This window comes from Vibrio cionasavignyae, from assembly GCF_050337155.1.
Classification (GTDB): Bacteria; Pseudomonadota; Gammaproteobacteria; order Enterobacterales; family Vibrionaceae; genus Vibrio; species Vibrio nomapromontoriensis.
The window spans coordinates 60,762-82,113 of the sequence record NZ_JAKJSR010000028.1 but is presented as its reverse complement, the minus strand read 5'-3'; the positions used below and the strand labels follow the sequence as shown (position 1 = coordinate 82,113).

General features: G+C 42.8%; 23 protein-coding genes. 9 read left to right on the top strand and 14 right to left on the bottom strand.

Going from position 1 to position 21,352, the window contains the following annotated elements:
- Window positions 1-37: 37 nt before the first annotated feature.
- Window positions 38-955 (bottom strand): permease, encoded by a 918-nt coding sequence (locus tag L4D74_RS21075; protein ID WP_428754487.1) that lies wholly within the window; start codon window positions 953-955, stop codon window positions 38-40.
- 309 nt (window positions 956-1,264) lie between these two features.
- On the opposite strand from L4D74_RS21075, the gene L4D74_RS21070 reads away from it, so the two are divergent.
- Complete coding sequence (locus L4D74_RS21070; protein ID WP_428754486.1) at window positions 1,265-1,447, top strand: hypothetical protein; 183 nt, start codon at window positions 1,265-1,267, stop codon at window positions 1,445-1,447.
- Between the two features lie 9 nt (window positions 1,448-1,456).
- Here L4D74_RS21070 and L4D74_RS21065 read toward each other — a convergent pair whose 3' ends face one another.
- Window positions 1,457-1,831 carry a YybH family protein gene (locus L4D74_RS21065; protein WP_428754485.1) on the bottom strand — a complete coding sequence of 125 codons (375 nt, stop codon included), beginning with the start codon at window positions 1,829-1,831 and terminating at the stop codon, window positions 1,457-1,459.
- Window positions 1,832-1,938: 107 nt separating this feature from the next.
- Here L4D74_RS21065 and L4D74_RS21060 point away from each other — a divergent pair, with 107 nt between their 5' ends.
- On the top strand, window positions 1,939-2,805 hold the full coding sequence (locus L4D74_RS21060; protein ID WP_428754484.1) for a LysR family transcriptional regulator: 867 nt from the start codon (window positions 1,939-1,941) through the stop codon (window positions 2,803-2,805).
- A 185-nt stretch (window positions 2,806-2,990) separates the two neighbouring features.
- Here L4D74_RS21060 and cspE read toward each other — a convergent pair whose 3' ends face one another.
- The 3 genes from cspE to L4D74_RS21045 all read right to left on the bottom strand — a co-directional run bounded on the left by cspE (window position 2,991) and on the right by L4D74_RS21045 (window position 4,317).
- A complete protein-coding gene (gene cspE, locus L4D74_RS21055) occupies window positions 2,991-3,203 on the bottom strand; it encodes a transcription antiterminator/RNA stability regulator CspE (RefSeq protein WP_102468123.1) in 213 nt (70 codons plus the stop codon).
- Window positions 3,204-3,522: 319 nt separating this feature from the next.
- A complete protein-coding gene (locus L4D74_RS21050; protein WP_428754483.1) occupies window positions 3,523-3,666 on the bottom strand; it encodes a hypothetical protein in 144 nt (47 codons plus the stop codon).
- A 72-nt stretch (window positions 3,667-3,738) separates the two neighbouring features.
- Window positions 3,739-4,317 carry a TetR/AcrR family transcriptional regulator gene (locus L4D74_RS21045; protein ID WP_428754482.1) on the bottom strand — a complete coding sequence of 193 codons (579 nt, stop codon included), beginning with the start codon at window positions 4,315-4,317 and terminating at the stop codon, window positions 3,739-3,741.
- A 146-nt stretch (window positions 4,318-4,463) separates the two neighbouring features.
- On the opposite strand from L4D74_RS21045, the gene L4D74_RS21040 reads away from it, so the two are divergent.
- Window positions 4,464-4,646: a hypothetical protein gene (locus tag L4D74_RS21040; protein WP_428754481.1), complete on the top strand. Its 183-nt coding sequence runs from the start codon at window positions 4,464-4,466 to the stop codon at window positions 4,644-4,646.
- Between the two features lie 38 nt (window positions 4,647-4,684).
- Here the strand turns inward: L4D74_RS21040 and L4D74_RS21035 are convergent, their stop codons facing one another.
- Genes L4D74_RS21035 through L4D74_RS21025 form a run of 3 tightly spaced genes read right to left on the bottom strand, consistent with a single transcriptional unit; the run spans window position 4,685 to window position 8,677 of the window.
- Complete coding sequence (locus L4D74_RS21035) at window positions 4,685-5,881, bottom strand: hypothetical protein (protein WP_428754480.1); 1,197 nt, start codon at window positions 5,879-5,881, stop codon at window positions 4,685-4,687.
- Window positions 5,882-5,918: 37 nt separating this feature from the next.
- Window positions 5,919-7,127 (bottom strand): anaerobic sulfatase maturase, encoded by a 1,209-nt coding sequence (locus tag L4D74_RS21030; RefSeq protein ID WP_428754479.1) that lies wholly within the window; start codon window positions 7,125-7,127, stop codon window positions 5,919-5,921.
- A gap of 17 nt (window positions 7,128-7,144) precedes the next feature.
- Window positions 7,145-8,677 carry a sulfatase-like hydrolase/transferase gene (locus L4D74_RS21025; RefSeq protein ID WP_428754478.1) on the bottom strand — a complete coding sequence of 511 codons (1,533 nt, stop codon included), beginning with the start codon at window positions 8,675-8,677 and terminating at the stop codon, window positions 7,145-7,147.
- 403 nt (window positions 8,678-9,080) lie between these two features.
- Between L4D74_RS21025 and L4D74_RS21020 the strand changes: the two genes are divergently transcribed.
- The 3 genes from L4D74_RS21020 to L4D74_RS21010 are packed head-to-tail and all read left to right on the top strand — an operon-like array spanning window position 9,081 to window position 13,497.
- Window positions 9,081-9,722 carry a TetR/AcrR family transcriptional regulator gene (locus L4D74_RS21020; protein ID WP_428754477.1) on the top strand — a complete coding sequence of 214 codons (642 nt, stop codon included), beginning with the start codon at window positions 9,081-9,083 and terminating at the stop codon, window positions 9,720-9,722.
- 12 nt (window positions 9,723-9,734) lie between these two features.
- Complete coding sequence (locus tag L4D74_RS21015; RefSeq protein WP_428754476.1) at window positions 9,735-11,108, top strand: MFS transporter; 1,374 nt, start codon at window positions 9,735-9,737, stop codon at window positions 11,106-11,108.
- Complete coding sequence (locus L4D74_RS21010; RefSeq protein WP_428754475.1) at window positions 11,098-13,497, top strand: glycoside hydrolase family 3 C-terminal domain-containing protein; 2,400 nt, start codon at window positions 11,098-11,100, stop codon at window positions 13,495-13,497. The genes L4D74_RS21015 and L4D74_RS21010 overlap by 11 nt, the downstream gene beginning before the upstream one ends.
- A 125-nt stretch (window positions 13,498-13,622) precedes the next feature.
- Here L4D74_RS21010 and L4D74_RS21005 read toward each other — a convergent pair whose 3' ends face one another.
- Both L4D74_RS21005 and L4D74_RS21000 read right to left on the bottom strand, forming a co-directional pair.
- Window positions 13,623-14,348, bottom strand: coding sequence for a nitroreductase family protein (locus L4D74_RS21005; RefSeq protein ID WP_428754474.1), 726 nt, complete (start codon window positions 14,346-14,348; stop codon window positions 13,623-13,625).
- Window positions 14,349-14,400: 52 nt separating this feature from the next.
- Window positions 14,401-15,459, bottom strand: coding sequence for an acyltransferase (locus L4D74_RS21000; RefSeq protein WP_428754473.1), 1,059 nt, complete (start codon window positions 15,457-15,459; stop codon window positions 14,401-14,403).
- Between the two features lie 297 nt (window positions 15,460-15,756).
- On the opposite strand from L4D74_RS21000, the gene L4D74_RS20995 reads away from it, so the two are divergent.
- Window positions 15,757-15,924 carry a hypothetical protein gene (locus L4D74_RS20995; RefSeq protein ID WP_428754472.1) on the top strand — a complete coding sequence of 56 codons (168 nt, stop codon included), beginning with the start codon at window positions 15,757-15,759 and terminating at the stop codon, window positions 15,922-15,924.
- Between the two features lie 121 nt (window positions 15,925-16,045).
- Here the strand turns inward: L4D74_RS20995 and L4D74_RS20990 are convergent, their stop codons facing one another.
- On the bottom strand, window positions 16,046-16,705 hold the full coding sequence (locus L4D74_RS20990; protein WP_428754471.1) for a pyridoxamine 5'-phosphate oxidase family protein: 660 nt from the start codon (window positions 16,703-16,705) through the stop codon (window positions 16,046-16,048).
- 93 nt (window positions 16,706-16,798) lie between these two features.
- On the opposite strand from L4D74_RS20990, the gene pdxR reads away from it, so the two are divergent.
- Complete coding sequence (pdxR, locus tag L4D74_RS20985; protein ID WP_428754470.1) at window positions 16,799-18,259, top strand: MocR-like pyridoxine biosynthesis transcription factor PdxR; 1,461 nt, start codon at window positions 16,799-16,801, stop codon at window positions 18,257-18,259.
- Here pdxR and L4D74_RS20980 read toward each other — a convergent pair.
- The 3 genes from L4D74_RS20980 to L4D74_RS20970 are packed head-to-tail and all read right to left on the bottom strand — an operon-like array spanning window position 18,239 to window position 20,733.
- Entirely contained in the window at window positions 18,239-18,775 is a 537-nt protein-coding gene (locus L4D74_RS20980) for a hydrolase (protein ID WP_428754469.1), read from the bottom strand. The two genes, pdxR and L4D74_RS20980, sit on opposite strands and share 21 nt — an antisense overlap.
- 8 nt (window positions 18,776-18,783) lie before the next feature.
- Window positions 18,784-19,677, bottom strand: coding sequence for a LysR family transcriptional regulator (locus L4D74_RS20975; protein WP_428754468.1), 894 nt, complete (start codon window positions 19,675-19,677; stop codon window positions 18,784-18,786).
- A gap of 45 nt (window positions 19,678-19,722) precedes the next feature.
- Complete coding sequence (locus L4D74_RS20970; RefSeq protein ID WP_428754467.1) at window positions 19,723-20,733, bottom strand: linear amide C-N hydrolase; 1,011 nt, start codon at window positions 20,731-20,733, stop codon at window positions 19,723-19,725.
- Window positions 20,734-20,907: 174 nt separating this feature from the next.
- Here L4D74_RS20970 and L4D74_RS20965 point away from each other — a divergent pair, with 174 nt between their 5' ends.
- On the top strand, window positions 20,908-21,342 hold the full coding sequence (locus L4D74_RS20965) for an Mpo1 family 2-hydroxy fatty acid dioxygenase (RefSeq protein ID WP_428754466.1): 435 nt from the start codon (window positions 20,908-20,910) through the stop codon (window positions 21,340-21,342).
- The last annotated feature ends 10 nt before the right edge of the window (window positions 21,343-21,352 follow it).

The following is a 21,352-nucleotide window of genomic DNA, read 5'->3' as shown; positions in this document are numbered from 1 at the left end:
GGTACTATCCCGGGCATTTATTATATCGGCTGGTCAATTAGAATAGGAATTGGTAGAGAAAACCAGCACCAATCGCCATGCCTAGTATGACGACCAAAAATGCGGCAATCATAGTGTTTTTGAAAATAGATTTAAGTAAGATGACCTCAGTTAAACTTGCTCCTGCACTGCCAATAATCAATGCCATTACCGCGCCAAGACTCATGCCTTTTGCCGCCAATGCCGCACTTAGTGGAATGACGGCTTCAGCTCGAATATATAACGGAATCCCGATCACTGCCGCAACTGGAATCGCAAATGGATTGTTGTCGCTTGCGACGCTCGCCACGAATTCTGTCGGCATAAACCCGTAGATCATGGAACCAAGCGCGATACCTCCAACGAGATAAGGAAGTACCTTTTTAAAGTCTCGCCATGTGCTGTTCCATATCTTGCGCCACTTGTTAATCGCTACCGCTTTTCCTCCGCAAGTGCTGCCACAGCCTTTAGGTGTTGGCTCACTGTATGCGTCGGCTTTGACATATTTTTCGAACCCCAGCTTTTCTAATGTGAAACCTGCGAGTACTGAAACACCCATTGCGACTACAAAATAGAACAGTGTTACTTTCATCCCAAATGTCACTGCGAACAAACCAATAATAATAGGGTTCAATAATGGACTGGCAAATAAGAACACCATCATGGTACCAAACCCTGCTTTGGCTCTAAGAAGGCCTTTCAGGAAAGGAATGGTTGAACAAGAGCAAAATGGAGTAATTGCACCTAGCAACCCGGCAACAACGTACCCTTTACCATTTTTTGCACTCAAGATGTTCTGGATTTTTGACGGTGGAATATATTCTTGTAGTACGCCAACAAGGTAACTGATCAACAGAAAAAGTATGGTGAGCTCTACAGCTAAGAAGATGAACATGCCTAGTGTGTCCATCACCATTTGTTGTGTAATTTCGAACATGGGGTAATCTCTATATTTCCGGAATGTTCGAAATATAAGCTTTCTCAATATCGCTGTCAAAGGTTATTTCGGTAAAAGTCGAATTATTAAAATGCGGCAGTGATCAATTACCGTATTGGGGTGGTAACTGAAATGAAAAATTATATTTTTATTCAATGTATTAGAGGAGGCGGCGCTATATCTTATAAGGCATTTCAATGGGAGTGAGTCATTCATTATTCACTTTTGATCTAGATCAATTATGTGGTTTCTAGTGATGAAGTTTATACTAAAGCAAGATTGGTAAGGAAACCGTTGAAAAGGAATTGTATGTTCAAAGTAATAGCGGTGGCATTGGTGTTAGCAGGTGTGGTTGTTGGCGCAAAATACAATAGGGAAGTTAATGAGGTACTGGACGTTGAACGCTATGAGTATGTCATGGATAAAGTGCTTGAAGGTCATCTTGTTTTTGAACAGCTGAGTGAAGATCTCACTCAGCTGTTTGAACCTTAATTGAGCGGGCTATCGCTCTCCCTGAACTTCGAAATCATCGCTAATAAGTCGTGCTTTACCGTCATTTTCTACTACCCACAGTTCACGATGAACGACGCCGAAGGCTTTATTCATTGTCCAGTTTGAAGTCAATATATAACCATTTTCGCCGTGAGCTTGCCACTGCGTTTCTGTGTATTCAACCTCATTAAAGCCTTGATCCATAATGTTTTGCCAAAATGCTTGTATGGCGTCTCGACCTTCGAACGTCCCAAAGGGGCGAGCATGCATGATACAGTTCTCGTTATATTGCGCAGCACAACCTTGAGCATCGTGGTTGTTAAATGCTTTTTGCCATGCAGCGATGCCTTGTTTGCAGGCGTTGAGTGTTTGATGGTTTGACATAATAAGCCCTTACCTAAATATTGGAATACGGGTCTAGCATAGCGCTATGATTAGTCTTGAAAAATAGCTATATTAAAAAGGAATGTTTAATAAAACAGAACAATAAAATGAATCGTCTAAGACAAATGTCCATCTTCGCTCATATTGTTGAAGCGGGATCTATTTCAGCAGCCGCAGATACATTAGATCTGTCAAAGTCGGTTGTGAGTCAGCACTTAAAGGCTCTTGAAACAGAATTAGGTCTAACGCTACTTAAGCGTACGACACGGCGACAGGCGCTCACAGAGGCTGGTCGCAGCTTTTATTCCCGTTGCAAGGATCTCAATGGCATTATGGATTCAGCTTGGGCGGAGGCTCAAGAGCTGGTAACAGAGCCAACAGGGCGAGTTAGGATAACAGCACCAAATGCTCTCATGGAGACACTCATAACGCCGATTATTGGTGACTTAATGCAGCAATACCCACGGTTGGAGCCAGAGCTGATAAGCAGTGACCAACATATTGATTTTTATGAGTATAATATTGATTTGGCGATCCGGGTAGGGCAGTCGAAAAGCAGCAATTTAAAGCAGAGACGTTTGGGGCAGTTTCGAGATGTGCTATGTGGGGAAGCGTCGTTGGTGTCCAGTACGGCGTTTGATGATCTCAATTATATCTCGAATCATTGGCAAGGTAGGCACATCCATCATGTGTTTACTAGTAAGACGGAGGCAAGTAAGGAGTACCACACAGCGGCTCGATGCATGACTAATTCATTTCATAGCAGCTTATCGTTAATCACTCAGGGAGCAGGTATAGGCTTGGTGCCTGATTTTTATTTACCATTGGTGAGTCCAAAACTCGTGCCCGTATTACCAAACCATCATTTGCCGCTAAATTCGATTTATGCGCTTAATCCATTTAGTCATAGCGTACCTATGTCAGTAACGGTATGTACCCAAGCAATCGAACAGCAACTCATCAAGTTAGTTTGATTAAACTTAAATTCTAGAAATACGGAAATATTTTAAGTAAGACTAATGGGAAAGTGTACGTTTTTAGTATTTGAGGATTTTTAAAGCTAGGGTTAGCTGAAGAAATTGTTAGACGTAACGAAGTGGTGTAACTAGAAGGGATAAAAAAGTGGCGCAAACAGTAGACTGTTTGCGCCGCTCTTAAATTAGATAGCTACTACGTTTGCAGCTTGTGGGCCTTTTTGGCCTTGCTCTACTTCAAAAGACACTTTTTGGCCTTCAGCAAGAGTTTTGAAACCTTCAGAAGCGATAGCACGGAAGTGAACGAATACGTCAGCACCGCCGTTGTCTTGAGTAATGAAACCGAAACCTTTCTCTTCGTTAAACCATTTTACGATGCCAGTAGTTTTGTTAGACATGAGAGCCCCTTAATATATTTAATTTCATAAAGTTATCGCGAAATTGCGATGCGCTGATAGCTCGGAATTATTTAATGTTACGATGAAGCAAGGGAAACACTGAGGATAACAACACTAACGTGGGCATTCTAAGGCTTTACTTTTACTTGATGTTTCATTAATAACTCTGTTCAACAGAGCGAGACAAATCATACCCGACCCCTGTGGTAAGTAAAGCGTTATTTTGGTTTTTTCGGAATATATTTCACTATATTTTCCTGCGTAGCGTTGTTTTTGCGTGCTTCTTGATGGGGTTTTGATTATAACTGTTTGATTATTTTCAGTAATTTGCTTTCTTCTCTAGTGGCCAAGTAAAGCGGTAGTGCAGAGAAAATGATGATGGCATGGCCGAATTTATCGTGTGGATAGCCGCCACAATGTCAAGGAGTACCGATTCTTCGAGGCCTTTTAGAGTGTTAGTCATGGCGGAGACTCGTTATCTGCAGGTTGGAAGCCACAATGAGTGATGCGTATAAAGGTTAACAGACAGTTTATGCTAGCGAAGATAGTGATGAGACAGAGTGTGGGTTTGTTTGGATGCGGGTGGATAGGTGCGACTTACAATGAGTGAAATCACGTCATCATAGTTATGCGGACTTTTTGTCAGAGCAATCGTGGCGAGATCGATAATTGGGCTGAATAGCAAACAGCTCAACCCGTCACTCGTCAAGCCTACTCGTAACGCGGCAGCGGATACATGGTTATTTAGCTCAATTTTAGCGTCGGTGAACTCACCATGGAGTAAGTGGTACGCACTAATATGGTTTCTTTGTTTAAGGTAGGAGAAGTGTTGAGGGTGGCTTAATAGGTGGTAGAACAGGTTGTGACAAATCGTGAAAATAGCATCATATTTGTCATGACAGGGTTGTAGCATCGCAGTTATTAGCTGATTTTCGATGTCATAATCGGCATAGTTAAGCATGTCAGTTTTGCTGTTAAAATAGACATATAGATTGCTCGGAGTCATACCTGCTTTAGAAGCAATGACGGGTATGGTCAGCTTATCATGACCCACTTCACTGACAACATCGGCAATCGCATTACTAATTGTGCGAAGCTTTTTAATTCTATTCACATTGATATCCGAAGTGTTACACAAGAACTATTCTTAAAAGTTTGCTGATAGTAATAAATTGGTCTATTCAATCATCTATTTTTATTGGAAAAACAATGAAATGTGAACTTACATTAATAATAATTATTATTAATGTAGAGGTATATATGAGTAGAATTTCTTTATTACTGTCTGTGCTTGTAATGAGCCTGTCGTTTAATACGAGTGCCCAAAGTGAAAGCAACGGCCAGTTACCTTGCATCAAAGATGGCTACTTTCTAGGTACAATGTCCGAAGCTAGCTGTAAGGACGTTGAAGGCCTTACAGTAGAAAATTGGACAGATTACTAGGGAAGTGACCGCTGCCATTCACTTTGTGAGTGTTATTTTTAGAAGAACATTTTAGCGCCGAGGCCAAACTGTGTTTGGTCGTCGGTGGCCATGCGTGTTACGGCAAATAACCTCAGCCCTTTACTATAGTTGTAAGCGAGATCAACAATGGCGAATGTGCCTGTTATGTCGTTACCCACAGAGACTAGAGGTTCAAAACCATTTTTGAAGGTATAACGAGCCATCGCGGTTGCGCTGAGTCCAACACCATCCTCATACACCATACCTGCGCGCTGGAAGCCAGAATTTTCTAAAGTATCATCTAGGCTTTTACCGTCATCCATGTTCGAATACGATAAGTTTCCGGCTAAGTACCATGCTCCGGTTCTAATATAACTGCTGACAGCGTGGACGAGATTTTCATGATTGGCGTTGTGGTATTGATATCCACCGGCAGCCGCGCCTCCAGTACCAAAGCTATCACTTGGAGCGTCACCATACTGTGTGGCAAAGTGTTCATTTGTGACGTCATAATAGATGCCCCAGCCATCAAATCCACGTGCATATGGCGAGAACGTATCGTAAGCGAAGGTCATTCCCCATGTGCCCTCTGTTCGTGCGGGCGAAGCCGCGTGGACTTCGTAAACTGGCGATTCTGGTCGGTAAACAGCACGTACTAACCACTTGTTATCCCACTTATTGTGGTAGAAGATTTTGGTGCCATCATTTTTAGCATTAAGTTGTAGTTCAGTGAGGCCAAACATGTTGTATTGATCAAAGATGGTTCCTGCGCCCCATTGTGTTACTTGTTTTCCTACAGTAAGTGCGCCAAGTGTTTTGTGTTCAAAACCAATTTGAAGTTGTTCGAAGTAAATAGGGTCTTGATTTAGAACTGGCGTATTGTAGTCTCGCTCCCAATGCATTTTGTTTTGTTCGAAGTCACCCGTCACCCATGCTTCAGTAATAAAACGGAAATTTTCGGTAAATTCATAGTTACCATTTACTTGTACTTTTGCTTTTATCGCCGCGCCCTTATCTGAGCCATCAACGGCATTGCTAATAAATGTGGGCTTAATTAGTCCTTTTACTTCCCAGTTGCCAGCTGCCTTAGGTAGAGGTGTAGCAAAACCATGTGGCGTATTGACATGTGAGAACCATGTTCCTTGGAATCCGTCATTCAATCCCGATGTTTCAGCCAGTACGGAATTAGAGCAGAGTGCGATAGCCGTAATTGTGGCTAAGGTTGTATATTTCATAGTAACCCCAAAATTGTGTTTGATATATTGAATTAAGTTAATTGTTGCTAATTGTTTTTTTTATATCTTCCGCATTTAGTCCAAGTTCAAATGCGTTTTTAAAAGTAGGTATGTACTTTTCTATATGTGAAAATATCTTTTTATATCCATTGCAGAAGTAGTTTTTATTGGGAATGCCGGAGGAAGATAGTTCAAATCTATGCTTCGGGCATCCTCCATTGCAAATAGATAAGAAAGGGCATGTGTTACACTCGGTTGCCATATTAGTTTTCTTATCTGACCCAAATTTAGTTGCTTTGGGTGAGTTTGCTATATTTTCTAGTTGTTCGGTATGTATATTTCCTAGTTTATATTCTGGATAAACGAAATGATCACATGAGTAGGTGTCACCATTTAATTCCAGTGCGAGTGCATTGCCGCATTCTTTTTCGAAAACACATAGATTTCCAGGTTCACCTAGCATTTTACCTAGCGTATTTTCAAATGTTTGAATAAAAACCTCACCCAGATCATGCTTAATCCAGTGATCAAACATCGTTGTGATAAACTCGCCATATGCCGATGCGTCAACGCTCCATGGTGCAACAGTGGCTTGACTCATATCCGTTGGAGAAATAAGTGTAAGCCCGTCCTTTGTAGGGGTGTTCGCAATTCGTTCAACAAGTGGTGTGAATTGGAAGTGTCTGGCGCCAATAGACTTGAAAAACTCATAAACCTCAATGGGTTTGTCGACGTTTGCTTTACTTACTACGGCTAAAATATTGTAGTCAATGTTGAATTTATTAAATAGTTCTACCGTATTGATTACTTTACTAAAGGTGGACTTCTGAGAGCGACTTTTACGATAGCTATCATTAATCTCTTTCGGACCATCTAATGATAGACCTATCAAAAATTCATGTTGTCTAAAGAAATGACACCATTCTTCATTAATTAATATGCCATTAGTTTGTAAGGTATTGGAAATTAGCTTTCCGTTAGCGTACTTATTTTGAAATGCAATGACCTTGTTGAAAAATGCAAGGCCCAATAATGTCGGCTCTCCACCTTGCCAAGAAAAAAGAACGTTATTCCCTTTCTGTGCTTGAATGTATTGCTTGATATAGATCTCAAGCGTTTTATCATCCATACCTACCGTTTTGTTCCTTTCTGGGTATAACTTTTCCTTTTCCAGATAGAAGCAGTAATCACAATCAATGTTGCAAAGTGAACCTGAAGGTTTTGCGGTAACGTGAAAGTCTGACATATTGGGCCTGCTAGCGTTTATCTAAGATCAAATAGTGGGGTGACTTTTTCACCTAAAGAAGCATCGTATTCTTGCGCTTCTTTCACCATCATGGCGAGCACTTCTGGATTTTTCTCTGCGACATCTAGCTTTTCTTCTTCATCATTGATCATGTTGTACAGCTCTGGCTTTTCCAGTTTGTAACCAGAGTAATTTTTCGGGTCACTTCCGTAAAAGACCACTTTCCATTCTTGATTTCTGTATGCTTGCATGTTGCCTTTGTAGTAGTAAGGCATAACCGTGCGTACACTTGGCTTCCCTTCCAAAAGCGTGGCACTTAAATCAACACCATCTAGGTCTGCGTTTGGAAGTGTTGAGCCAGTTAACGCCGCAACCGTTGGTAAGATATCCATTGCGGAACCAATATCGTTGACGACTTTAGGTTCAATTTGCCCTGGCCAGTAGAAGATACCAGGTACACGAGCCCCTCCTTCAAAGGTACTGTTTTTGCCGTTTCTTAGTGGAAGGGCAGAGCCCGCATGATCGCCCATTTGTAACCAAGGGCCATTGTCTGATGAGAATACAATGAGTGTATTTTCATCGATATTGTACTTCTCTAGCGTTGCAACAATTTCACCGACAGACCAGTCAATTTCCATCATGACATCCGCATAGAGTCCATGACCACTTTTTCCTTCAAACTCAGGAGAGACAAACAGCGGCGCGTGGTTTTGCGTATAAGGTACATAGGCAAAAAATGGGTCATCTTTATTGTCTTTAATATAATCTTTTAGACGAGCGGTAATATTTTGTGTATGCATTGCTTGATTTAATGGACGCTCAACAACTTTATCGCTATAGACTCCGTTATTATTATTGGACTCCATAACAGAAATATCCCAATATTCGTCTTTAGGGTTTTTTAAAGCCTCATATTTTAACGCCATATCCTTTTGTAATGCCGCGCCTACTTTTTTGACAGTATCCCAGTCTTTCTTTTCTTTCGCTTTGGCAATTTGAACAAATGCACCTAATTGTTGTAGGCGAGGCAAACCGACGGTGAAGTTCATGTCATTAGAAGCAATGGTTCCATACCAGTGCTCGAATCCATGTCTCGTAGGGTACGAAGCCTCAGTATTGCCTAAATGCCATTTACCAAACATTGCGGTTTTATATCCATTGTCTTTCAACATGGTAGCTATGGTGGTTTCTGTCGCCGGAAAGTCGTTTTGATTTGGTTCCATCACCACCGGAATTTCTTTGCCGTATAAACCGGTTTTAGTACCAAGTCGTCCAGTAAGTAAGCTGCCTCGCGATGGAGAGGAAACTGGCGAAGTGACATAGAATTGGCTCCAACGTTGACCGCTGTTAGCAATCTTATCCAGATTTTCAGTCTTATATGGTGCGCCTTGCGTGCTCATGTCTGCCCATCCCATATCGTCAGTAAAGAAGACAATGACATTGGGTTTTTCCACGGCTTTAGGTTGGGCAAATGCACTCGGTACTGCCGACATAAGTGCTAATGCGATTCCTGTACTGATTGCCTTTCGGCGAAATGAAGGGGTGTTCATAAATCGTCTTCCTTTACCTACAACTTTACGGATGAGTCATAACACGCTGTGCTGTGCTACATGTGTAACAGGAACAATAGCACACGTGTAACATGGTAAAATGTGACATGGATCTTTGCGTGCGATGATGGCCAGTAAGTTGTTTTGTATTTGTGAACTGAATCATCTATTGATTAATTTGCCAATTAATGACGTCGATTTAAATTCAATTAAATCAATGACTTGTGTTTTGATTTCGTGTGCCATATGAGTCGAGTTGATGTTAATGAATGGTGATTTTTCATGCTCTGGATCTCAATTTGGTATGGTAATTATGCTTGGATCACATTAATTGTGAATGCCGCTATTCAAAATGATGGTACACGTGTAACACTGTCGCTAGTTTGATTGCTGAGACAAAAATATGACATACACAGTAGAAGAGACCAGACATAGAATTTTAGCGATTTCTCAAGAATTGTTTACTCAAAATGGGTTCTATGACACACAAATGACGGACATTGCTAAAACCGTGGGAATCAGCCGTACGAGTTTGTATCGCTACTATAAGGACAAGTTCTCATTAGGATTGGCTATTTTAGAAACCGTGATTTCATCGGAAATGTCGATGGAAAACTTGAACACGTTGTCAGACAGAATTTCCGGCAGCCCAACGGGACTAAAGAAACTGGAAGAGTTTAGCTTGTTTTTTTGGGCTGAAGATCGGTTTGACAAAGTAGAACGGTTTCTGGCTGAGTTTGATGGTTACTTTACGAGCCAGAGATTAGATAGTGAAGATATTGATAAACTAAAAGCACAAACAGAAAAGAATGCAACAGGATTACTTATTAAGTCTTATATTAATGAGGGGATTATAGATGGATCAATTCAAAGTAAAGTCGATTCTCATTTAGCGAGTGTTACCATTATTAATACTATCCGAAGTTTAAAGCATCGATTGATTTTACGTGGGGATACATTAGTAGAAGTCTCACCAGAATCGCACAATGAGGTGATGAAAACAGCGATTGAATTTGTACTTCATGGTTTGAAAAATAATAAATAACAGGAAATTATTATGACCAGTCAAACAGCGACAATTTCGGATCATAAAGAAGATCTAGATGTTATTCCAAGAAAGCAAAGTTTCTCATTTACTGCCGCACTGGGTGGGCAAAATATAATATTTGGTATTCAACTTAGTTTTTTAATGTATGCGTTTACGGATATTCTAGGTTTATTGCCAGCGGCTGTCGGTACATTAGTGCTCGTCGCGAGGTTATGGGATGGATTTAATGATCCTCTTATGGGCATTCTTGCAGATCGAACGAATACGCGATGGGGAAAATTTCGTCCTTGGTTACTTTTTGTGCCAGTCCCGCTCGCCATTGTCACGACGCTTTGCTTTTACAACCCAGGCTTTTCTTATACCGGTACTTTGATCTATGCCTATGTCATTTATATCTTGTGGGGCATGCTATATACACTGACCGATATTCCTATCTGGGCGTTGTCTACCGTGATGACAAGAAGCTCATCGGCGCGTACCAAGATGGTGAGTATTGCTCGTTCTTTTTCGACCATGGGGATACTTGTTCCGACCATTCTTATTCCTGTATTGGCTGAAAAGTTTTCTCCCGAGGATCCCAGTCAAGGTTACTTCTATTCAGTTGCTATATTTGCTGTACTCAGTGTGCCGCTGATAACGTTAGCATTCTTTGGAGTAAAAGAGCGCTTAGTCGTTAAACGCCCAAAGATTCGCCTATCTGATACGGTAAACGTATTTAGATCCAATCGCCCATTGCAGTTAGTATTTTTGACCATGCTTTGCTCATCGCTAACCGCAGCCCCTGTTTCCGCAGTGATCTATTTCGCGACTTACAACTTAGGTGATGCAAAACAGATGGGGATTATTAGTTTAATCTCGATGCTTGGCATGATTATAGGTATGGCTTTTACTCCTATGATGATCAAGCGTATTCAAAAGAAAGGCGTCATCATTGCGACCTCTATTTTACGTGTCGCTTTGCTCAGCCTGTATTTCTATCTCGGTTATGATGACCTGATTACGGTTTATATCATGACATTCGTGCTTGCAACATTGAACTCTCCTTTCCTTGTCCTTCAGCCCATTATGGTGGGTGATTCTGTTGATTATGCCGAATGGAAAACGGGCATTCGTTCTGAAGGGGTGGCATTTAGTTGCATGACATTTGCAAATAAGGTCATCACTGCTCTAGGTGCGTTTGCCGTTGGTCTTATTTTGTCTATGACTCACTACGTTGCTGGCACTAGCCAAACGCAAGAAGCCATGGATGGAATCTTTTTGGCGATGACAGTTCTGCCAGCGATCAGCTGCGTATTAATGCTTATTCCTATCAAATTCTATTCACTAACCGACGAAAAATTGGCTGAAATATCAAAAGAATTGGAAGTAAGAAATGAAAAATAGACAATCAATTCAAAAAGAAGTGAACGAGTTGCTTACTCAACTCACTCTAGAAGAGAAAGCCAGTCTGTGTTCAGGCAAAGACTTTTGGCATTTACAAGATATAGAGCGTTTAGGTATTCCATCAGTCATGGTTACGGATGGCCCTCACGGTCTTCGTAAGCAACAAGGAAATACGGATCACCTAGGCTTGAGTGCTAGTGTAAAAAGTACCTGTTTTCCAACAGCAGTGACGTTGGCAAGTTCTTGGGACGTTGATCTTATTGCTACTGTCGGAGAATACTTGGCGACAGAAGCATTAAAGGAAGATGTGAGTACTTTACTTGGTCCAGGTATGAACATTAAACGCCACCCATTGTGCGGACGTAACTTTGAGTATTTTTCTGAAGACCCTTACTTGACAGGTCGACTGGCTACTTCATTTGTTAATGGGGTTCAAAAGCACAACGTTGGCACGAGTGTGAAGCACTATGCTGTTAACAATCAAGAAACCAATCGAATGGTCATTGATACGCTAGTTGATGAGCGGACGTTGCGTGAAATTTATCTTCCGGGCTTTGAAGATGTGGTTAAAAATGCCCAGCCATGGACCGTGATGTGTGCGTACAACCAAGTCAATGGGGAGTTTTGTAGTGAGCACAACCGACTCTTGAATGACATTTTACGTGAGGAGTGGGGCTTTGAAGGTTTAGTCGTGACCGATTGGGGCGCAATGAACAATCGTGTCGAGGGAATAAAAGCGGGCTTGGATTTGGAAATGCCTGGCTGCGCAGGACTCAATGATATTCGAATTGTTGAGGCTGTGAAAGATGGTTCACTGGATGAGAAGGCACTAGATCGAGTTGTTGAAAGAATATTGGCGCTGATTGTGAAGTCTAAGCGAGCGATTACTTCTCATGAACAATTCGATATCGACACTCATCACCAAATGGCTCGTAAAGCCGCTGGTGAGTCCATGGTGTTATTGAAGAATGACGCGAAGACCTTGCCACTATCGAGCTCAGACACGGTGGCGGTTATTGGTCAGTTTGCCAAAACGCCACGCTATCAAGGTTCAGGCAGCTCACAAGTCACGCCGACGAAAGTATATTCTTTGTGTGACGCATTAAATGAAAAACTCAGTGCAGAGGTGCGCTTTGCAGCAGGATATCGAGAGTCCGGTGAGCTAGATGCTGGTTTGATTTCTGAAGCGGTGGAGTTAGCTCGAAGTGTCGACAAAGCAATTGTGATGGTTGGCCTTCCAAATAGCTATGAAGCAGAGGCTTTTGATCGTATTCATATGAATTTACCTGAATCTCATAATGCATTGATTGAGGCGGTTCATCAGGTCAATCCGAATGTCATCGTAGTGTTGAGTAATGGTTCTCCCGTGACGATGCCTTGGATTGATAAAGTACCCGCAATTTTAGAAAGTTACTTAGGGGGACAGGCAAGTGGAGGTGCAATTTGTGACATTCTGTATGGTGATGTATGCCCTAGTGGTAAGCTGGCAGAAACGTTCCCTCTGACATTAGAAGATTGTGCTTCAAACGCCAATTTCCCAGGTCTTCCTAAGCAGGTTGTTTATAAAGAAGGGTTGAATGTTGGCTACCGACATTTTGACTCCCATTGCGTAAGCGTACTGTTTCCGTTTGGACATGGCTTAAGCTATACCGATTTTTCTTATCATAATGCCACGGTAGTTAGCCAAACAGACGAGCAGATTGTGTTTTCGGTTGAGGTGACGAATAGTGGCTCCGTAGCTGGTAAAGAAGTGCTTCAGCTGTATATTGAGAAACTGAATAGCCAAATTGAACGAAGTAAACAAGAGTTGAAAGCCTTTGAGAAGGTAGACTTGCAACCGGGAGAAAGCAAAACCGTAGAGTTCACTTTGGATCGACGAGCGTTCTCATTCTTTAGCTCGGCGTCAAAACAGTGGGAAGTCGAAGCTGGGGAATATCATATTCATATTGGTGCCTCGTCACGTGATATACGAGATAGTGTTCTAGTGACATTGGTTAGTGACTATATCGTTAAGCCACTTGATGCGAGTAAACGCCAAACAGTGATGACAGATCAGCAGTTTGAAGCGCAACTAGGCAGAACGATTCCGGCTCCACAAACCATGACACCATTTACCGAAAACTCGACACTCAAAGATATTCAAAGTACCTGGATAGGTCGTAAAGTAAATCAAAAAGTGGTGGAAAACATGGCAGGGTCGTTTGGTCCAAATAAGCCTAGTGAAGCGGTACTGTTAATGGTTGAAAAAGCGATTCAAGGTATGCCGTTGCGCTCTTTAGTATTACTAGGTGGTGGGAAGTTGAAGTTTGAGCAAATTGATTTTCTAGTGAAATTATTGAACGGGCATTACGTACGAGCGCTGGGTATGTTCCTAAAGCGTAAGAAATAACGACTTAGCGTTTAGTTTCGAAGGGATGTAATGGTAAAAACCTTATCATTGCACAACGAATAAAGGCGAGCATTTGGCTCGCCTTTATTCGTTAAACGATGCAAACTATTTTCGCGCACTGGATATCAATGCTCAAACACAACCTCAGACATGGGAACGCGGTGGCGCTCACCATAGACACCGTCATCGGCACGTACACCGCAGCTGATGATCATAGTGATTTCATGGCGCGGATCCATCCCAAGTAATTGCTTGGCACGATGTGAATCAAAGCCTTCCATCGGGCAAGTGTCATAGCCTTGCTCGCGCATAGAGAGCATAAATGTCATGGCCGCCAGTGCGGCACTTTTGTGTAAGCACACACGAACATCTTCCTTACTCACCTCTCTTACCATCGGTTTGTTGCGGCCTATCCAAAAACTAAACAGCTTACGAGCAATGCCTCGTAGACCAACTTTATCGTTGTTGTATAACGTGGGTATGAGCGAGTCGTAATATTTCAGCGCACGTTTGGTTGTGCTGTCTTCGCGGCCAGCAAAAGCGGCGCGGACTGTTTCGGCGTTCATCTTTGCACGTTGCTGCCAAATGTTAGGCGTTACTGTTACCACAATAAGTTCATTTGCCGTTTTCGCCGCATTTTGTCCCATGCAGATGTCAGCCAATTGGCGTCGTTTGTCTTCACTGATAACACGATGAAATGCCCACATTTGCATGTTGCTGCTGTTTGGGCTGAGTGTGGCGAGCTTAAGCGCTTTCTCAACTGATTGATGGTTAAACTCTGCTTGGGTATCGTATTTACGTACCGAGCGTCTTGAGTTAAGGATGTGTTCTAGAGGTGTGGGCTGAAGCATATTAAAGTGACCGAACAGGGAGTTTGGTCACTTTTTATCAGTTATTTATTGTCTACACAAGTTGCTTGGAAGACGGAGCTTTAAGCTTTCTAAATGAAGTCATTGATAATGGCGTCTTTTCAAGGAGAACGGCAATGAGTGGAGTGATAATAAGTGTTCCAATAAGAACAAACGTATCTCGGGCCATAAACTCGATTCCGTGTAATCCCACCAAATTATTGAGTCCAATAATCACGATGAAGTGTACGACATACATAGGTAACACCAGCTTTGCGAGTTTATGGACGATGGGGTAGTTGCCAAGCTGTGGCTTACTTTGTAGCCATAGGAAGATGCCTGTCGCCCAAAATACAGTACCAATTAAAAAATCATTACTATTAAATACCTGTCCCAATTGGTGTAAATAAAAGGCTTCTGAATAATGCAAAATCATACCGAAAATAGCCAAAAGTAGCGCTTTTGAAGTGGATAGTGTCCAGTGACGACGACGAATTTCAAATCCTATGGCGACCATTAAAAAGCTGAGAAAGGGACCATTTCGCGTGAAAATCGCGGTTTCGTCGTGAGTAATGACCTGATAGCTGCCGGCGATGAGGCCGTAGGTGTAAATGATGGCAGCAAACGGAATAAGCAAGGTTCGGCAATGGTTATCAACAAACCATGCGATCATTAATACTGCTAAGCATAGCGAAGGCAAAAACCATAAGTGCACTAATCCACCCTCAAAAAGGGAGTTGAGTGGGTTCAGCATCAGGTAGTCCCAATATTGCTGGCGTTCAGCAAGATAGCCAAACTCACTGACAGTGGCAAGGTTAAAAGGGGTAACCAGATAGGTCACGCTCCATATTGCCCAAATGACCATAATCGGGTAGCAGTAGGCCCGTACCGTTCGGTAGGGGGTCTTGTTAAGTTTTGGCTGTATCAAATAACCAGCAATGATAAAAAATAAAGGGACAGCGAAACGAGCAGCCTGGTTAGTGAGATAGTTGAACCAAGGTTCATCATTCACCAAGCTGTGGGTTAAAAACAGCTGACAATGGATAGAGATCACGGCAATTAACGCAACGATTCTCGCTAATTCAAAACTACTCATTATCTTATTATTCGGCACACAACCCCCTAGTAAACGATGAAGAGAAAACGGTAGCGCTTCCGTGAGGCATTGTCTCATGCGTTGTATCAATAGTTAGCGAATTAGGTTGCAAGCAAGTGTAACAATTTGGAGTGGACCGCATTATGAGGCATGAATGAGGGGAGAAAAGTGACTTTGTTGGGGGTTCCAATGTGAACGATATCGCGGCACTAATGTTAATGTTCAAATAACCTGAACGTTAATTTAAAACAACTTGATATTTTGAACAAAGAGGGTGGGGTAGCATTCAATGAACCGTAACGCGAGGAGATGCATATGTGTAAGTTGGATGAAGGGTATGAAGATTTGATGTTTGAAATCGATGATTCAGATATAGAGATGCTGGGTTGGGATGACAAAGAATGGTGGTTCGAATTGATTGTATTCCTGGTTATTTTAGCGAGTGCGACTGCCATTGCGCTGTTCCGTGTTATCAGCGAATAAAGTGCTGGATTTAGTCGTTGAACGAACAAGCAGAAATAAAGACCGGCCTATGCCTGTTGACTGATTTAGCTGGCGCTCCACTCATTGCTAAAATGGTCAACAGACACCTACTTACTGTAATTTAATCGCTATGCCAACGGCCACGATAGGCATGACTATAGTCTGGTTCATCAATCTGTGGATCTAACGCTTCACACGCTTCAAGTGGACCAATTACGGTTCGATACGGTAAAACGCCCGCCCATGCTTTGATATTCATATCTGATGCATCATCGTTTACGCCGTGGCGACCGATTTTAACTGAAGCTTCATTCAATTCAATCGCTAATAAATCCGTGGCTGCGAGTTCTTTTTCGCTACTCAATCTCACTTCTTGTGTTCGACCAGGGGCAATATGTTCAATGAAGTGGTTTAAGATTCTATCTTTCTCATTGTTGTTTTCAATTGCCGTGAAGTTGCCAAAAACCATGGCGCTACGGTAGTGAGCGCTATGGTGAAAAGCAGAGCGAGCTAATACCCAGCCGTCAAAAAGTGTAAAGGTCAAACAGGTCGCTTGGCCGGATTTTAATGTTCGCAGTAGCCGGCTATTTTTCGCGCCGTGAATGTACACATAGTTGTTCAGCCGCCACGCTAACATGGGAATGATCACGGGGCCGTGCTCATTCGTGATGGCGACATGGGCAATCAATGATTCATCAATGATATCGTACAGTGCTTGTTGCTCTAGCACGGCTTTATGACGGCCTTTTTTTATCTCAGTACGTTTAGTTTGTGACAACATCTAATTTCGCTCCCTAATCAATGTGATACCGTAAAAGTAATGAATATCTGGTACTGTTAAGAGTTCCAGTTGATAAATAACTGTGGATCCAAAATGGCTGACATCGATACGGCGAACCTAGTTTTAGTGAATGAAGGGCATACACTTCAACAAGCACTATTTGAGCAGATTAGAGAAAGAATTTTGTGTGGTTCATGGCTGGCGGGAGCACGGTTACCTTCAACGCGAACGTTGGCTTCGGAATTAAAAGTGAGCCGGAATACCGTCATACACACTTATGAACAGCTTCTGGCTGAAGGCTATTTGGTATCGAAAGCTAAGTCTGGCTTTTTTGTTGCGGTGACGCCACCGGATCAGTTTTTGACTACGGTCTCGCCTATCTCACAAACGCCTCAAGGGACGAATAATTCACCAAGTAATCGTTTGTTTTCACCGGGTATCGCTGATCTTGCGCAGTTTCCAGCTAAGCAATGGAACCGATATTTGCAGCGTCATGTCGGACGGTCTTCGTTATTGGGGAATCAGGATTTACAAGGGCTATTAGCGCTAAGAGAGGCTCTGGCGACTTACTTAACCAGTAGTCGCTCTGTTGAGTGTTGTGCCGACCAAATCATTGTCACTTCGGGTGCCCAGCAATCTATCGCCATTGCGTTGCTGGTGACACAATCTTCAAATGCTAACGCGCCTTTTTTAGTTGAATGCCCTGGATACAGACAAGTGGTCAAAGTGCTGGAATTGTTCAATATTAAGCATGATTATGTGAAAGTGTCTGGTGGTTCGGGGCTTGATGTAGACTCCGTTGTATCTCGTTCGGCAACTGGGGTTTATTTGACGCCGAGTAATCAATATCCGATGGGGTGTTCACTCAATACCGACCAGAGACTGCAGCTCATAGAGTGGGCGAAACGTGGTAAACGGTGGATCATTGAAGATGATTACGACAGTGAGTTCCAATTTGACAGTCGCCCTTTTCGAAGTATGCAAGGGTTGGCGGCTCAAGCAAACGCGGCTGACCAAGTCATCTATATCGGTTCGACCAGCAAAGTCATGTTCAATGCGTTGCGAATTGGTTACATGGTGGTACCAAAACATTTGCTGGCGAGATGCCTAGAAATTAAAGATGCACTGTCGGGTGATACGCCATCTCACGTTCAAGCTGCATTGGCTGATTTCATTACTGAGGGCGGATTAGTTCGGCATATTCGTAAAATGCGTCGTGTGTATGAAGCTAAGTTTTTGGTAATGAAAGCATCGATTCAACAATATTTCGGCAGGGATTGGGTAGTGATATCTCAAGGCGCTGGGCTTCATATTACTGTCGAATGGCGTTCAAATGTAGACGAGGTGTTATTCTCAGTCCAAGCGGAGCAGGTAGGAATCGTGGTTCGGCCAATGAGTTTTTATCAGCCTACACAAGACAAGATCATGCTGCCACGAGAGCCGCGTAACAGTGCGATTGTGCTTGGATTTGGCAATGCTTCGATGGATGACATTGCCCCAAGCATGGAACGGCTATCAACACTGTATTATGACTTACTTGATGAGCTTGAGTAAGGCTCTAAATTGTTCACCTTCTGCCGACTTTTGAAGTTCAAAAAGTGCCATTTCGGTGGAGGTCAATATCGCGCCTGCTTGCGCTAACCGCTGAATAGCGAGGGCTTTGTTTTCTGGCGTGCGTGAGGAGATAGCATCCGTGACAAGGTGGACGTCAAACCCTTGAGACATTAGATCCATTGCGCTTTGATACACACAAATGTGTGCTTCAATGCCTACGAGTAGAATGTGTTTTTTTGTTGGGTCGATTGCACGGCGAACAGCGCTACTTCCCCAGGCGCTGAAGCTGGTTTTCGCGATGGGTTTTCTGTCGGGGAGTTCTTGGCTTATCTCGTTGATTGTTCCTCCTAATTTATCCGGAATCTGCTCTACCCACACAATAGGGAGATCCATAAGCAGAGCGGCTTTGGTCATGGTATTTAAATGACCAAATAGGGCGTCCTTATCGTGCATGATTTGAGCAAGTTTGCCTTGTACATCGATAATCATTAATTGTGTGTGGTTTTGCTCTAACATGCTTACCTCTATTCTTTGCTGTCTCGATCCAATATGGCTTCAATTAGCCAATGTCCAGCTTGACCTAGTCCACTTCGCCAAGACATCTCGACCGGCCAAACCATAGCATTATCATAACGTCCTACATCCAGCTTTTTAACTAGACCAAGGTCTAGGTAAGGTTTAGCTAACTGTTCTGGGTATAATGTAAAACCAACCCCAAGTATGAGTAGATCATGCAGCTGGTAACTGCTTTGGTAGCGAATTATTTTAGGGCTGAATCGTAATGATTCAACCAACTCGGTAGTGGCGATCTCCCCTTCATTGGTGAGGATCTGTGGATATTGTTCTAAATCTTGTGGTGTCACTTCTCCTTTTAGCGCAGCAAGAGGGTGGTTCGGCGAGACTAAAAAGCACCATTCGATAGCATCGACAACGGCGTTATCGGTGCCTCTTATTGGATGAAGTTGAGCTGGTGCGATCATGATATCTGCGCCAGGCGTTTCTGAATCCGGTGCTAACCCTTGGGTTTCAGCATCGACGAGCTTTAAATCAACATCAGGAAATCGCTCTAGCATTTGAGAGATGATTTCCACAAAGCTAGGATAAAGCGTCATACTGTGAGTAGCGATGGTCAGCTGAGTTTCTTCACCTCGCTGTAGTGAGCGCGCTTTTTGTTCAATTGCAGTTAGTCGGGGAATAATATCGAGTGCTTGGAAGTACAGGGAGCGCCCCGCGGTCGTCAAAGATGGGCTTTTCCCTGCAACTCGTTCAAAAAGTACAACGCCTAGGTCTAGTTCCATAGATTGGACGGCTTGATTGACAGCTGAAGCGCTAACGCCCAGCTCTCGCGCGGCTGCAGAGAAGGAGCCGAGCTCTGCAATCATTACCAAATATTGTAGCCGTTCAGTCGTTAATAGCATGATAATCCTAGGCGAAAGTAAGCGGTTAAAGTTTACACTGTAAACCTATTTCTTTAATTTTGCTTTAGGGTGTGCACCCAAAATGACTTCTTTTGGTTGTTCATTATTGAACATATCAAAGTTATAGCGTTCTATTTGCCAAGTATCATAGCGGTCAAGAACGATCTCTTTAGCATTTTGATCCGTGTAGATAGTCCAAAGTGTTGGAAAAACATCGTTAGCATAGGGGTCAAGCTGACTGTAGCCAGCAAAAACCGAGGCGCCTGCCGCCTTCATGCTATTTAAGGCTTGTGTGTTATCTGAGACATCTCGAGCGTACATATCGTCTAATATCGCTTTTGCTCTAAGGCGACGATCGTAGGCGCGAATGGTTGATCCTGCTTCGGTTTGTTCTTTGTCTAAATTGCGATGAAATGAGAATTCTGGGTCGTTTGAAAGGTACTGGGCACTGGGTGCTGTATTCACGTCACCATGATAAATCTTCGTTTCCCCCGCGACAAACTCGATGACAGCGCTGTCACCATTAGCATCGGTTAAGTGATAATGAACCGGGGCAGGGAGACATTCGCCTTCATGAGTGGGTAAATCACACACAGCATCTTGAATAACATCAATATTTGGCAGGTCAAGAATCACTTCCTCTACGGACGCAAAATTATCGACGGCGTAGCTTGGGAACTTTGACGCTGCAACATCAGGAACGCCAGCTCGTTCTGGGGCCATCTGTGTGTAATCAAGTCCAAGATATAGAATTCTCGCAACCAAGCCATGCTCGTTCATTGCTTCAGCGACAATTTGAGGCGCAAAAGACTTAATTTTTAATGAGGCATATTTTGATTTGCTGGTTACGCCTTCATCAGTATCGGCATAGCGAACTTCAATGCCGCTGCCAGTTCCTACGACAACAGCATCGTCATGCCCAAACCAGTCCATAGTGCGTACTGAAAGACTAGCGTCTCCGTGATTGTATATTGCCGAGGTACAAGCTTGGCTGGTGGCGACAATGCCTGCAGATAATGTAGCAGTGACTGCTAGTGTTAATGCGATTTTTTTCATATGAACCTCGTAAATGTTTGTTTAGGTCGCTTACTTTGTGAGGCCATAATAAGTGGTTATTGTTATCAGGTTAAATTACCACCTGTAAGACTAGCTAATAGGATCCGAATTGGCACTGTAAGAAATTATGTTCTAGAGTAATAATTCCATAAAAACGAAGACCCAAGGAAGAGTATGAAATCGTTACAACAGTGGTTGGATGCTTACGGAGAAAGTCACCAGAACAAAATGAATCGAAAAATCCATAAGGTGGCGGTGCCGGGGATCTATTTATCAATCGTAGGGATTATTTGGTCCTTGCCTGCCTTGTCTTTAGGAGAGGTACAAATTAACTGGGTATGGCCAGTGATGATACCTGTGATGATGTTTTATGCCTGTTTGTCTAAGCAAGTGTTGGTGCAGATGTTGGTTTTTACTTTAGCATGTTTAGCGATCATATCGTTTTTGGCCTTGTATAGTGCACCGGTTTTTTCTTTGTCGGTTGGCTTATTTATCGCATTATGGGTTATGCAGTTTTTAGGGCACCATATTGAAGGTAAAAAGCCCTCGTTTTTTGATGATATTCAGTTTTTGCTTATTGGGCCGATTTGGGTATTTCGCCAAAAGTAAGGCTGGGTAA